This is a genomic window from Sphingomonas sp. ASY06-1R (assembly GCF_052180265.1).
Lineage (GTDB): Bacteria > Pseudomonadota > Alphaproteobacteria > Sphingomonadales > Sphingomonadaceae > Sphingomonas_I.
The window spans coordinates 1,395,489-1,409,575 of sequence record NZ_CP197464.1 but is presented as its reverse complement, the minus strand read 5'-3'; the positions used below and the strand labels follow the sequence as shown (position 1 = coordinate 1,409,575).

Sequence of the window (14,087 nt, the reverse complement as noted above, 5' to 3'; positions counted from 1 at the left end):
GGCATCGTCCCGCAGAGATGCGTGATGGAAGCGTCGGCACGGCATCCGTGCGCCGCGTGAAACGGACTTCCCGGAAGGGTTGCCATCAGGCAAACCCGCGCAAAGCCATTCGCGGTGATCGCCGCCTCGCATGCCGAGAGGAGCTGGCTGCTATCCCTTTTCGGGCATGATGCGGCGCTGTGAAGAAGGCCGCCCGACCGGCCGCGCGCATCAGGCTGCCATCCGCTTACGGGACGGCTCTGCCAGCGCCTGTGCCGTGACGCGCGCGGCGAGCGCGGTCACCTGATATTGCGCCGATGCGATACCGCCCTCCTGCCAACCTGGCGTTTGGCTGAGTGCGGCGCTGGCAAAATAAACGCGTCCATCAGGCTTCTGCAGCAATCGGAAGGCGGGCGTGTCGATATTCCCTTCCTGTCGGCCCGCCTGGGCCGCGTTCCAGGCCGGCCAGGGCCCCAGACTGTAGGGAATTTTGTGCCAGTTGACGGCAATGCCGTTGGCAAGATCCTTGCCGTGGCCGGGATGCACCTTCTCGACCACGGCACGCGCATATTCGATCTGCTCCGCGATCGGGCGCTTCTGGAACTCGGCCGCGAGCGGCCCCGATGCATAGCAAGCCAGTAGCATACCACGGGCCGAGTGAATGGCCGCCGACGGGTACCAGATCAGGCTGGTCGGCCCGCCGACAAAGGTGATGCCGCCATAAATCTGGTCTTCCTTCTCCCAGAAGCGCGGGGCATCGAAGGCGATCTTGTTCGAATGATCATAGACCACCCCGGCAATCGCCTGATTCACCGGCTTGGAGAAATTCGTGTCTATCTTCGCGAGCACGGGAAATGGGATCGTGCAGATCAGATAATCGCCGCTGACCAGGTTGGTCGCGCTCGACACCTTGTCGCGATAGAGCACCTCGACACCCTTGGGCGTGTCATGGATGCGCATGACCTCTGCGCCGCGAATGGCAGGGCGCCGCAAATTCCGGTCGAAGCCCGCATGGATCCGGTCCATTCCGCCGACGGGCTCGACCATCGTCGCCTGCATGTAGAATGCGTCATCGAACAACGTCATCGGCAGTTGCTGATTGGCAAGCAGCTGGGCCAGCGGGCGTGGCGGATAATGGGTCGCGAAGCTGGCACCCGCGCCCGGCATGCTGTTGAAGCCGGATCGCGCGGTGCCGGCAAAGCTGCCGCTCTCATCCAGATCGCCGTAGAAGCGCAGGAACGGCAGCAGCCTCTCCTTGTCGACCGGCGTCAGTTGCTGGTCCAGCGCGCCCTGGCTCACCGCCTTGGACAGCAATTCGGCGATATGGCCCCGCAGATCATTGACGGCCGTGCGCTGGCGCAATTTGGTGCCATCGTCACCCACGATATAGGCTGATCGGCTGGAGTTCACTTCAACCTCCAGCGGCACACCGAACTTATCCGCATAGCCGAGCAGCCCGGTGTGGAAGCTCGGGATTCGGGCCGGGCCGGCGTTGAAATAGGCCCCGTCGGAAAAGCGCGCCGTTTGCGTCTCCTCCCCGATCATCTCGATCTTGTCGCCGTCGCGCACCGTCCACGCGCGGCCGCCCACCCGCTCCCGCGCTTCCAGCAGCGTCACAAGGAAGCCGGCCTGCTCCAGTTCGTACGCCGCGACGAGGCCGGATATGCCGGCCCCCAGCACGATCACATGCTTGCCCTTGCCCAATGTCGGCGGCAGCGCTGGCATCCCCGCAGCGCGCGCCATACTCATCAGCCCCAGCGCCTGCATCGCACTGAAGGTCGCCCCCAGGCCACCATAATGGCCCAGCCGTTCAAGCAGCTTGCGTCGTGAAATCACGATTTTGACCCCCCAAGTTGCAACGGGGGCGTTTTACCCTCCGAAGCGTCGCCGCTTGATCAGCGGCGCGCCCTTCGGAGCATCGGTCTCCCAAGATGGTTATCTATGGACGGCTGAACCTGATCCGCCGCGCCCGTAACCTCTGGATCGACAGAACAACGCAATCGCAGGACATGCGCAAATGCAATTATTGCAAGTTTATTACTTTTTGATCTTGCGGAAGATATTTTTGCTGCGTGGCAATCTGGAGTCCGGTTCAGCGAGCAATGGTGAGGCGAACGCGCACAGTGTTTTGGGTGGGCTACAGCTGCTCGAAAGCAGCGACGAGCCCGGCCGACCGGCATCGCCCTGCCTTAAGATTGGACCGAAGCAGGTGCACGGTCGTTAGGCGGCCATGTGGGCGATTGAGACAGAGAGCATTGCCAAGACGGTCGGAACCGACCGGCAGCTGTTTGCGGGCTTGTCGATCGCAGTCGCGCCTGGCGAGATCGTCGCGATTACCGGTGAGTCCGGCGTTGGCAAGTCCACGCTACTCAACATTCTGGCGGGACTGGACGACGCCGAGGCGGGCGAAGTCCTGATCGAGGGGGTCGCCCTTGGTCCGCTGGACGATGCGGCCCGCACCAGGCTGCGGCGCGAGCGGATCGGCTTTGTCTTCCAGGCCTTCCACATCTTGCCCTATCTGACGCTCCAGCAAAATGTGACGCTGCCGCTCGCGCTCATTTCGCCAGACAGTGCCGCCGCCAAGGCGCGCGCGGACGAGATGCTGGCCGCGGTCGGACTGGGCGACCGCGGCCGCGATTATGCGCGAGATCTGTCGGGCGGCGAACTCCAGCGGGTCGCGATCGCGCGTGCACTGGTGCACCGGCCGGCGGTGATCCTCGCCGACGAGCCGACCGGCAACCTCGATCCCGAGACGGCCGGCCGCGTCCTCGACCTGTTCGCGCGTGCGGTGCGATCGCGCGGCGCGGCGGCGGTGATCGTAACACATTCGGCGGCGACGGCAGCCGTGGCAGACCGGCTGCTGAAACTCACCGCCGACGGACTGAAACCTACCGATGGCTGAGGCCGGTCTGCTCCGGTCTCGGTTGGCACTTGCATGGCTGGTCGCGGGCGAGTGGCGCCGCCACCCCGGCCGCTTCGCTGCCACGGCTTTGGCGATCGCCGTGGGGGTCACGCTCGGCTTTGCGGTTCATCTGGTGAACGGCTCCGCACTCTCCTCGTTCGAGCAGGCCGTGACCGGTGTGAACGGCGCTGCGGACCTGCAGGTCCGCGCACGAAGCCCGCTCGGCCTCGACGAGCGGCTTTACCCCCACATTGCGACCGCACCGGGTGTAGCCGATGCAAGCCCGGTGGTAAGCCTGCCCGCGCGTTCGGGGAACGGTCAGTTCGCGCTTTTGGGCCTCGACATCATTCGGGCCGCGGCCGTGACACCGAGCCTTGTCGGCACACATCCAAGCGGCCCCGACGCGAGCAGCGACAACGCGTTTGCCGAAGACGCGCTGTTCCTGTCGCGCGCCGCTTTGACGGCGACCGGTGCGCGGATCGGCGAGCATATCTCCGTGGTCGCCAATCGTCGCTCCGCCACGTTCCTGGTCGCCGGCACGCTGCCCGGCATTGTCGGCGGGCAAGCCATCGGCACGGTTGACATCGCGTCGGCACAGTGGCGGTTCGACCGGCTCGGGCGTCTCGATCGGCTGGATCTGAAGCTCGATGACCGCGCCGCCGCTGAGGCGGCACTGCCACGCATCGTCGGCGCGGCCGCGGTCGTCGTATCGGGAGAGAGCGAGGCGCGACAGGGTGATACACTCAGCCGGGCATACCGCGTCAACCTCGACATGCTGGCGTTGGTGGCGCTGCTCACGGGCGGGTTCCTCGTCTTTTCCGCACAATCGCTGTCCGTCGCGCGGCGCCTGCGCGCATTCGCGCTGGTGCGTACGCTGGGGCTGCCGCGGCGCGGGATCATCGCGGCGGTCGCGCTCGAGGGCTTGATCATCGGCATCGTGGGCGCCGCGATAGGCCTCGCTTTTGGCTACGGGATGGCTGCGGTGGCCCTGCGACTGTTTGGTGGCGATCTCGGCGGCGGCTATTTCGACGCCGGCGCCGCGCGCGTCGTGTTCCAGCCGGTCGCCGCCGGGATTTTCTTCGCGCTCGGGCTGGCGGCGGCGCTGCTGGGGAGCGTTCTGCCGGCGCGCGCCGCCGCCCGTGCCGCGCCGGCGGCGGCGCTGAAGAATGCGGGCGACGTGCTCGATCCCCGCGCGCCCGTCCCGTGGCGGCCGGCCTTGCTCCTCCTGCTTGCCGGCGGTGCCGCCGCGCTGCTGCCTGCGGTCGGCGGCTTACCGGTCTTCGGGTTCGTCGCCATGGCATTGTTGCTCGCCGGCGGGGTTGCGGGTGTCCCGTGGCTCGTCCGCTGGCTGCTCGCGCCGTGGCGTGAGCGGGACGTCGCGGCCGTGCCCCGGCTATTGGCGGTCCGCCATGTCCAGGGAGCGCCCGGTGAGGCGGCAATTGCGCTATGTGGAATCGTGGCGTCCACCGCGCTTATGATTGCGATGGCGACGATGGTGACAAGCTTTCGTGGTGCTGTCGACGACTGGCTGGGACAGGTGCTGTCGGCGGATCTCTACCTGCGCGCCGACGGCGGCGACCTCGATCCGGTGGCGCAGCGCAGGATCGCGGCGGTGCCCGGGGTCGCCCACGCGGCGTTTAGCCGCCAACTCCCGCTGACGGTCGCGTCCGATCGCCCAGCCCTCACCTTGATTGCCCGGCCGGTGCGCGGGGATGCCGGCGACCCGCTGCTCGTGCTGCTGGAAAAGGCGCCGGTGCCCGCCGGCGCCACGCCGATATGGGTGTCGGAACCGGCGGCGCGCCTCTACCACTGGTCTGCGGGAGAGGACGTGACGCTGCCGATCGGGGGACGCCCCGCCAAACTGCGCGTTGCGGGGGTGTGGCGGGACTATGCCCGCCAGCAGGGTGCTGTCGTGATCCGCGACATAGATTATGTCCGCCTCACCGGTGACCGTCTGCGCGACGAGGCGGCGATCACAGTCGTCCCGGGCACGGAGGCTGCCGCGGTCCGCCAAGCGGTGACGGCGGTACTGCCGCCCGGCGTTTCGGTCGCCGAGCCCGCGACGTTGCGCCGATTCGCATTGCGTTTGTTCGACCGCAGTTTCGCGATCACCTATGTGCTGGAAGCGGTCGCGATCCTGGTCGGTCTGGCCGGGGTGGCCGCCACCGTGTCCGCGCAGACGATCGCGCGCAGCAAGGAGTTCGGCATGCTGCGGCATCTGGGGCTGACCCGGCGCCAGGTGACGGAGATGCTCGCCACCGAAGGCGCGCTGCTCGGGCTGATCGGCGCCGTCGCCGGTGTGGCACTGGGCGCGCTGCTCGGGCAGGTGCTGATCCACGTCATCAACCCACAATCGTTCAACTGGACGATGACCACGCGCTGGCCGATCGGCACGATCGTTGGCGTCACCGGCGCGCTGGCCGGCGCGGCCGCGGTGACGGCCATGCTGGCGGGTCGGCGCGCCACGGCGGCGGATGCGATTGCCGCCGTCCGGGAGGATTGGTGATGCGGAAGATCGTTGCTGCGGTCGCTGTTGCCGCGCTTGCGGCTGCCCCGCCCTACCCCACCGTGCGGCCCGGCATCCACCTTATCTTCCCGGCCGACCACGGCGCGCACCCTGCTTTCCGGACCGAGTGGTGGTATGTGACCGGCTGGCTGAAGGGCGCGGATGGGCGCGACATCGGGTTCCAGGTGACCTTCTTCCGCGTCAACCCGCACGCCCCCACCGGCAACCCAAGCCGCTTCGCGCCGGGCCAGGTGATCTTTGCCCACGCAGCGCTGTCCGATACGGCGGCGGGCCGTATCCTGCATGCCGAGCGAGCAGCCCGCGCCGGCTTCGGACTGGCCGGCGCTGCTACCGGCGACGCGGACGTCCGACTGAATGGCTGGACCTTCCGCCGTTTATCCGACGGACGGTTTGCGAGCCGGGTTGGCGGACGCGAATTCTCCCTCGATCTCTCCTTCAGGCCGACGCAGCCACTGCTGCCCCAGGGCGAGAATGGCTATAGCCGCAAAGGACCGAAGCCTGAGCAGGCGAGCTATTATTACTCGATACCCCATCTCGCTGTGACAGGTTCGGTGGTTCGGGGTGGCCGTTCGGAACGGGTGACCGGAGAGGCTTGGCTCGATCGCGAATGGTCATCCGACTATCTCGCGTCCGACGCGGCCGGCTGGGATTGGACCGGCCTGAACTTCGACGATGGCAGCGCGCTGATGGCATTCCGCATCCGCCGTAAAGGCGGCGGCGTGTTGTGGGCCGGCGGCACCTTTCGCCGACCGGACGGGACGACCGCACGGCTGTTACCGGGCGACGTGTCGTTCGCGCCGACAGCGATATGGCGTTCGGCACGGACCGGCGCCCGCTATCCCGTAGCGCAGATGCTGACCATCCGCCTGCCCGAAGGCATCCGACGCTTCCCGCTCCGGCCGATGTTCCCGGATCAGGAGGTCGATGCCCGCGCCGCCGGACAGCCCGTCTATTGGGAAGGCGCGGTCCGCACCGCCAAGGGCAGGGGATATCTGGAACTCACCGGCTACGCAGCCGATCTTCGCATGTAAGTACCAGTTGACCGCACATTGCTTTGGCACGTTGGATCAATAATCAACGTAATAGTCCTTGGCGAAGGGCATCCCGCCAAAGGCCCGGCGCATCGTCCAGGCGGCACCCTCATCGGACCAATAAGGGTCGCGCGCGGGCAGGCCCAAGGCAAGGAGGCTTTCGGCGGCGAGGTACATGCTGCCCGCATTGGAATACCAATCGCCGAGCGTCGGCTGATGGCCGGTGAAGCCGATCGTCAGATAGCCTTTGGCGTCGAAATTGCTGGCGTTGCGGAAGACCGCGCGCTGGGCGGCAACGGTGGCCGCGCGCACCTGCCCACCCGGCAACGACTTGGGCAATTGCTTGCGCCAGGCGAGAAGGCCAAGCGGCTGGAAGACGGCGGTGCGATAGGTGAGCGAGCGGCCGATCGGCGGATAGCTGCCATCCGGCCCGATCATACGCTCCAGGCTCTCGCCAAAGCGCTGCATGCGCTTGGTCGCCTGTTCCAGCAGATCCTTGGGGTGCAGGCTGTTGAACCTGGCATTGGCGGCCACCAGCACTTCCAGGATTTCCACCAGGAAGGGATGGATCACATAGGACCCATAATAATCGAAGTGGAAATGCGCGCCGTCGGCATACCAACCATCGCCGACATACCATTCGTTGATCTTGCGCACGGCCAGGTCGATCCGCACCGGATCCCATTCCTCACCGATCGAGAGCAGGAACGCCTCGTTCATCGCCGCGAACAACAGCCAGTTGGTATAAGGTGGTGAGATATTGCGCTGTTTCTTGATCTCCGCCACGATGCGCGCCTTGGTTCGGCCGTCGAGTGGCTCCCACAAGGCTTTCGGGGCGCGGATCAGGGCATTGGTGAAGTAGGAACTGTCGACCAATATCTGTTCGGCGCCGTCCCACAGCAGATAGTCCGGATTGCGTGGATCTACCGCATGGGCATAGCTTGCCAGCGCCTGCTGGCGCAGCGTGTCGCGCAGCCGCCCCTCCGGCGAGCCGTCGTCGGGGAGCGCCAACCAGGGCGCGATACCGGACATCAGGCGCCCGAAGCCCTCAAGATAGGCAACCTTGGGATTGCGCCCGTCCCAGGTCGGGCTGAGCTCGGGCGTAAAGTCGGCGTGCAGACGGCCCTTCGCCATTGCCCGCAGCACCGGGCCGGCCATGCAGCCGAGCAGATCGATCATATAGGCGCGATCCGCCGCGCCACTTGGCAGACCCGCGCCCACCGGCGGCGCCTTGGCCGCGCCGGACGCCGCGGCTGCAAGCGCGCTCGCGCCGACCGCGCCCGCCAGGAAGTCACGTCGTTCCATCGTGGTCGTCCTTCAATGCGCGTGGCGCGGCACCACGAAGTCGAGCTTCGCGTCGCGCGCATAAGCATCCCATTGCGCGCGGCTGCGGATGCCGCCGTTGCCGAGGCTCCACGCCGAGCCCGAATAATAGACGAAGGGCTTGCCCGGCGTGACGCGCAGCAAGACGAGATGGTTGTCGCCATCTGCCTTCATCTCCACGATCGTCGCCGGATCGACGCGCAGCGCGATCGCCATGCGGCCATGGTCGCCCGTCTCCGGCCCCCACCAAGATATCAGCCCGCGCGCCCGGTCCACGGTCAGCTCGCCATCCTTGTCGGCAATGGTGGTGCGCTTACCGATGCCGATGCCGACGATCAGCGGACCGGGTTTGTCCGACGACAGTGTCGAGACGAGCCGCGTGAAGTGCGTACCCAGCGGCAGCGTGAAGCGCCGCGTCTCCCACACTTTGCGCGCCACATCGACCGGCCAGGGCGCATAGCTGACCTCGAAATCTGCAACATCGGGACCGTTTTTGAGGATCCGATAGGTGCGGTAATTGCGGGACGTCCAAAGCTTGTTGTCGAACCAGATGCCCAGTCCGCCTGCGCCGCGCGCCGCGCCGACATTATAGAAATCCAGCCCCTCGCCATGATATTGATGCTGGTCGCCCGACCGCAGCTGGCGATCCGCAAACGCCCACGGCACGTTCTTGCCCCAGCTGTCGATGCCCGATCCCGATGGCGGTTCCGCCGCCTCCAGCGCATGCCCGTAAATGCGATGCGCCGTCAGATCGTTTTCCCACAGCAGATCGTCATAGCGATAGGGCGCAAGCTGCACCGCGGCCCGGGGCGTCCGATCGGTCGGCGCGGGCAACGGCATACGCATGTGCGGCATCGCATCCGGCTGCTGGGCCCGACCGGACATGGCAGCGAGCATCACCAGACCCGCCAAGACCAGCTTTCTCATTCGATCACCTCTGCGACGGCCGTGGCGTTCGCCTGTCGCGCGCGATCGGGCATGGTGCCCGCACCGGCGAAAGGCCGCAGCGTGAAGCCATAGGACAGCGGCGCCACCGCGATCCGATATCTGGCGAGCGCACGCCCGCCCGCATCCCACTGATTGTCGCCACCGACGCCAGCCTGCGCCGCGTCGATCATCAAGCTCACCTGATCGTGCGGCACGATATCGGAACTCTTGGCGGCACCGCGCGGCCGTCGATTGAGGTCGGCATACGGGAAAGCGAGGGCGTTGACCGAAAGCGGCTGATCACCCTCGATGCGGAGGCCGGTGCCGGGCTGACTGACTTCCAGCCAGCGCACATCGACTTTGTTGCCCGTTTCCTGCGGCCGCATATAATCGTGATTCTGATCGGCAATGCGGCCGCGCCACAACGCGATCGGCGCGCCCGTCTTGCGATCCGCATAGCTTTCATGCGGGCCGCGTCCGTACCATTCCAGCGTGTCGAACTGCGCGGGCAGGCGATAGGACAAGCCAATCCGCAACGGATCCGGCAGATCGCCCCGCACCGGCGTAAAATCGCCGCGCACCGCGACCGAACCGTCCCCCGCCATCGTGTAACGTGCGTTGAACGTCGCGGCGTCGGTAATGTAGCGCACCGTCACCTGCGCGCGGCCGTCCGCCAGCCGCACGCCCTCCACGCGCTCGACGCGGCGGGTATCGCTGGCCGTTTTCCAGATGGCATGCGTCCGCTCGACGCCCGTACCGATGTCGTTGTCGGTCAGCGCGCGCGTGAAGTTGGGCGCCCCGCCCTGCAGCAGCAGCCGGCCGCCCGCGCTATAATGATCCACCAGCCCGGAGCGGCGATCGATCGCGATCTCCGCACCGTTGGCGGCCAGAGTGATGGTGCCGCCGCGGTTGGACAAGGCCACCGCGCCTCCTGCTACCGGCGGCGTCGCGGCGGTGCGTTCCGCAAGCGTGAATTGCTCCCAACCCACCAATTGCCCCGCGGGCACGGCCGGAATTGCCCCTTCCCGGGCGCGGGCGGTGACGACCAGCAGATATTCCGATCCGCTTTTGCGGGCATAGTTGGGTAGCGCGATCGGGATCGTCTCGCGCGCATGGGCGCGGGTGGCGAGCGCGGGCAATGCGCCTCGCTGCACTACGACCCCATCCTCCTGGAGCTGCCACCCAAGATCGAGCCCGGATAGATCGTTGAAGTCGTATCGGTTGGCGACGGTCAACTGCCCGCTGGTCGCGTCGAAATTCTCGAACTGGATCGGTGAATACACCTTCCGAAGTTCGAACAACTGCGGATTGGGCGTGCGATCCGACTGCAGCAAACCATCGCCAAACTCCAGATCACCCCCGGGATTGGGCCCATATTCGCCACCCATGCCCCAATAAGGACGGCCATCGGCGGTCTTGCGGTACATGGATTGATCGACCCAATCCCACACGAAGCCGCCCTGCAGCTTGTTGGGATGCGCGTAGATGACGTCCCAATAATCCTTCAGATTACCGCCCGAATTGCCCATCATGTGCGCATATTCGCACTGGATCAGCGGCTGCCGGTAATTCCAATTCTCGGCATAATCGGCGAGCTTGGTGAGGCTGTCGTACATCGGCGCGTAGATGTCGGCATAATCATTGGGCGCATGCTGCCTCTGATCGGGCCATGTGCCCCAGCCGAGATAGGAGACCAGCCGATCGGGATCGCGTGCCTTCGCCGCGGCGGCCGCATGCGCAAACGCAGGGCCAATGCCTGCCTCGTTGCCCAACGACCAGAAGATGATCGAAGGATGGTTCTTGTCGCGCTCGACCATGTTGGTGACGCGGCTGACATGGGCAGCGTCCCACGCCGGGTCGAAGCCCAGCTGATATTTGCCGCGCATTTCGGGATGGTTGTTCGACCAATCCATGTAGCCGTGGCTCTCGATATTGGCCTCGTCCATCACGTAGAGACCATATTTGTCGGCAAGCTCGTACAGGCGCGGATCGTTCGGATAATGCGACGTCCGCAGCGCGTTGATATTGTTGCGCTTCATCAACTGGATGTCGCGCTCCATCGATTCCAATGAGATGACGTGGAAAGTCTCCGGATCATGTTCGTGGCGATTGACGCCACGAATGGTGATCGGACGCCCGTTCACCGTCACCAGGCCGTTCTTGATCGCGACCGTGCGGAAGCCGATCCGGCTCCAGGTAGACTGGATGATCGCGCCCTTCGCATCATAGAGTTCGACCAGCAGCATGTAGAGATTGGGCGTTTCCGCCGACCAGGGGCGAACGTTCGGAAGCGTCGCCGCAAGACGGTGAACGCGCTCGCTGTCGCCGGCCGGGATGTCCGCTGCGCTGGTGAGCAGGACGGTCTTGTCGTCGCGGTCCATCAGCACGATGCGCGCACGGGTCGCCGCTTTCGACGGCGTCACTGCGACATCCACCGCAAGCGTGCCATTCTTATAGCTGGGGTCCAGACCGGCGTGGACGAAGAAGTCCCGCACGCGCGTCTTCGGCGCGGCCATCAGGAACACTTCGCGCTCTATGCCCGAAACGCGCCAGAAATCTTGATCTTCCAGATAGGAACCGTCGGACCAGCGATAGACCTGGATCGCGATGGTGTTGCGTCCGGGCCTAACATATTGGGTGACGTCGAATTCGGACGGCAGCTTGCTGTCCTCCGAATAGCCGACCTTCTGGCCATTGACCCACACATAATAAGCCGATCCGGCTGCGCCGATATGCAGAAGGACATCCTGTCCGGACCAGCCGGCCGGAAGATCCACGTCGCGGCGGTAGGAACCGACCGGATTGGTCGCATGCGGGATAAGCGGCCGATTGGCCGGGAATGGATAGGTTATGTTGTTATAGCGTGGCTGATCATAGCCCTCCGTCTGCCAATCGGCCGGGACTTTGATCTCCTTCCAGCCGGAAACATCATAATTGGGCTGCTCGAAACCCGTCGGCAGGCGATCGGCATCGGGCGTGAAGGAAAAGCGCCACATTCCGCTCAACAGCAGAAAGCGGTCCGACTGCGTACGATGGCCCGCAATGGCCTTGGCGCGGCTCTCGAACGGGAAACCGGTCGCTCGCGCCGGCTCCTTCCCGATCGCGAAGATCGCCGGATTTTCCCAGTCCGGGCGATCAGGAGAGATTTGCGGCTGAATCGGCGGCGCCGGGGCCGCGGCAAGGAGCGGCAGCGGCGCTGCGAACATCAGCCAGGTAGCAAGCCGGTGCGAAACGGACACGACGCAATCCTCCCCTTCTATCACGCTCTTGCCCCGCTTCGTAGAACGAGCTTCATCACGGGTCGACCGGCACGCGCTAGACCGCTAAGTTGAATATCGCGCTGAAACTTGTATGACAAGTGATCACAATTGGATCCAGAAACCAGTGGCAGACAATTCGGCATCTTTATCCGATGGGCTGTTCCGGAAGCTGGAGGCGCAAATTCGCTCCGGCGCGCTTGCCCCCGGCTCAAAGATGCCGTCACAGAAAGACCTGGCTGAAACCGCAAGCGTCAGCCGCACGGTCGTGCGCGAGGCAGTGGCCCGACTGACGGCACAGGGGCTCACGACGTCTCGTCAAGGATCCGGCGTGTTCGTCGCCGCAAACGCGCAATATCAGGCCTTCCAGGTCACGCGCGAAGAGCTGGCCGAACTGGCCGATGTGATCAAATTGCTGGAAATGCGTTTGGCGCTGGAAACGGAGATGGCGGGCCTGGCCGCAGCGCGGCGCACGACGGACGATATTGGGCAAATCCGCGGCGCATTGCGTAGGATGGAAGACGCCTTCGCCGATCCGCGTGAGGCGGCGCTGGCCGACAGCGCCTTTCATCTCGCGATCGCACGCGCCACGCAAAACCATTATTATGAGCGGCTGATCGATTTCCTGGGGGTACGATTGGTACCGCCGCGCAACATGTATCTGCGCGATGAATCCGAAGAGGCTCATAAAGCCTATGCCGCCAAAGTGCGGGCCGAGCATGACGATCTGGTCGACGCAATCATCCGCATGGACGTGCCCCGCGCCCGAGCTGCCGCGCGCCACCATATGCAGGAGAGCCTGAGCCGCCATTCGCAGCTGAGCGAGATCGCCTCGTTGCGGACGACCAGCGCCAGCTGAATCCTTACATTGACCGCCTCCAACAGCTTGTAATACAAGTTTCCCGATACGGGTTTGGAGAGATATCTTGTCAATGCGCCTACCCAATCGGCTTTGGGGAAACCGGTCCGTAGAATTGCTGGCCTTCTTGACGGCGCTGGTCATCGCATCGCCCCTTCCTGCGGCGGCGGCAGCACCCACGGCCTCTCGCGCCGACGCGGCGCGCGCCCCGATCGAGGCCGCGACGCGCCTGGCGCGTTGGCAACTCGCCCGACTGCGCGACACGTCGCATATCTCGCGTGCGACAGGTGAGACGACCAATACGCGCGGTTGGGAACAGGCTGCCTTCTGGGTGGGGATGACGGCGCTGGCGGATGCCGGCGGCCCGCCCGACGTAAAGGCCGCGATCGTCGAAATGGGCCGCACGAATGGCTGGACGCCCGGCGCGCGGCCCTTCCATGCCGACGACCTCGCCATCACCCAATCCTATCTATGGGCGGCGCGTAACGGCGCCGGTGGTGCCGCCATGGCGCCGACGCGGCGTGCCTTCGATTATATCGTCGCGCATCCGCCAAGGGTTGGCCTTGCATTCTACCAGCCGCCGGCGGGGTATGATCAAACCGAATGCCTGCCGCGCTGGTGCTGGTCGGACGCTTTGTTCATGGCGCCACCGGCGATGTTGGAGCTTTCCCGCCAGACGGGGGATGCCCGCTACCGCGCTTATGCGATGCGGGAGCTATGGGCCACGACCGACTTCCTGTTCGATCCCGCGCAACATCTCTTCTATCGCGATAGCCGCTTCTTCGATCGTCGCGACGATAAGGGCCGGAAGCTGTTCTGGAGCCGCGGCAATGGCTGGGTCTTCGCCGGCCTCGCCCGGATGATCCCGCTGCTGCCCAAGGACAGTCCTGATCAGCGGCGGATGAAAGCGCTGTTCGTCGAAATGGCGGAGCGGCTGAAGACATTGCAGAAGCCCGACGGGTTCTGGGCGCCGTCGCTGCTGGCGCCCGACGGCTCCCCGCCGGAATCGAGTGGCACCGCCTTCTTCACCTACGGCACCGCCTGGGGAATCTCCGCCGGTCTGCTGGACGAGCAAAGCTATCGCCCAGTGGTGCGACGCGGCTGGGCGGCGTTGCTGGGCGCGCTACAGCCTGACGGACGGCTCGGCTGGGTCCAGCAGGTCAGTGATCGGCCCGAGAAGGTCGAGGCGCGAGACACTCAATATTACGGCGTCGGCGCTTTCCTGCTGGCCGCGACCGCGGTCGCCGATCTTGAGCGGCGCGGCCGCCTGCGCTGAGCCCCA

Annotated in this window: 9 protein-coding genes and 1 pseudogene; 6 read left to right on the top strand and 4 right to left on the bottom strand. The window is 65.4% G+C overall.

The window, feature by feature from the left end:
- Positions 1-210 precede the first annotated feature (210 nt).
- The gene (locus ACSBM8_RS06925) at positions 211-1,815 is read right to left on the bottom strand and encodes a flavin monoamine oxidase family protein (RefSeq protein ID WP_442680908.1); all 1,605 of its coding nucleotides are present in this window, start codon (positions 1,813-1,815) and stop codon (positions 211-213) included.
- A 394-nt stretch (positions 1,816-2,209) separates the two neighbouring features.
- On the opposite strand from ACSBM8_RS06925, the gene ACSBM8_RS06920 reads away from it, so the two are divergent.
- Genes ACSBM8_RS06920 through ACSBM8_RS06910 form a run of 3 tightly spaced genes read left to right on the top strand, consistent with a single transcriptional unit; the run spans position 2,210 to position 6,439 of the window.
- Positions 2,210-2,881, top strand: coding sequence for an ABC transporter ATP-binding protein (locus tag ACSBM8_RS06920; RefSeq protein ID WP_442680907.1), 672 nt, complete (start codon positions 2,210-2,212; stop codon positions 2,879-2,881).
- Positions 2,874-5,387: an FtsX-like permease family protein gene (locus tag ACSBM8_RS06915; protein WP_442680906.1), complete on the top strand. Its 2,514-nt coding sequence runs from the start codon at positions 2,874-2,876 to the stop codon at positions 5,385-5,387. Before ACSBM8_RS06920 ends, ACSBM8_RS06915 begins: the two co-directional genes overlap by 8 nt.
- Positions 5,387-6,439 carry a lipocalin-like domain-containing protein gene (locus tag ACSBM8_RS06910; RefSeq protein WP_442680905.1) on the top strand — a complete coding sequence of 351 codons (1,053 nt, stop codon included), beginning with the start codon at positions 5,387-5,389 and terminating at the stop codon, positions 6,437-6,439. Before ACSBM8_RS06915 ends, ACSBM8_RS06910 begins: the two co-directional genes overlap by 1 nt.
- A 36-nt stretch (positions 6,440-6,475) precedes the next feature.
- Here the strand turns inward: ACSBM8_RS06910 and ACSBM8_RS06905 are convergent, their stop codons facing one another.
- Genes ACSBM8_RS06905 through ACSBM8_RS06895 form a run of 3 tightly spaced genes read right to left on the bottom strand, consistent with a single transcriptional unit; the run spans position 6,476 to position 11,895 of the window.
- A complete protein-coding gene (locus ACSBM8_RS06905; protein ID WP_442680904.1) occupies positions 6,476-7,744 on the bottom strand; it encodes a DUF2264 domain-containing protein in 1,269 nt (422 codons plus the stop codon).
- Positions 7,745-7,756: 12 nt separating this feature from the next.
- Entirely contained in the window at positions 7,757-8,689 is a 933-nt protein-coding gene (locus tag ACSBM8_RS06900) for a DUF4861 family protein (protein WP_442680903.1), read from the bottom strand.
- Positions 8,686-11,895 carry a glycoside hydrolase family 2 TIM barrel-domain containing protein gene (locus tag ACSBM8_RS06895; RefSeq protein ID WP_442681511.1) on the bottom strand — a complete coding sequence of 1,070 codons (3,210 nt, stop codon included), beginning with the start codon at positions 11,893-11,895 and terminating at the stop codon, positions 8,686-8,688. The genes ACSBM8_RS06900 and ACSBM8_RS06895 overlap by 4 nt, the downstream gene beginning before the upstream one ends.
- Before the next feature lie 145 nt (positions 11,896-12,040).
- Between ACSBM8_RS06895 and ACSBM8_RS06890 the strand changes: the two are divergent.
- From ACSBM8_RS06890 to ACSBM8_RS06880, 3 genes and pseudogenes are all read left to right on the top strand, one after another.
- Positions 12,041-12,226: pseudogene (locus ACSBM8_RS06890) on the top strand (GntR family transcriptional regulator); the annotation flags it as partial.
- Between the two features lie 51 nt (positions 12,227-12,277).
- On the top strand, positions 12,278-12,805 hold the full coding sequence (locus tag ACSBM8_RS06885) for a FadR/GntR family transcriptional regulator (RefSeq protein ID WP_442681510.1): 528 nt from the start codon (positions 12,278-12,280) through the stop codon (positions 12,803-12,805).
- A gap of 127 nt (positions 12,806-12,932) precedes the next feature.
- Positions 12,933-14,081, top strand: coding sequence for a glycoside hydrolase family 88/105 protein (locus tag ACSBM8_RS06880; protein ID WP_442680902.1), 1,149 nt, complete (start codon positions 12,933-12,935; stop codon positions 14,079-14,081).
- Positions 14,082-14,087: the final 6 nt, after the last annotated feature.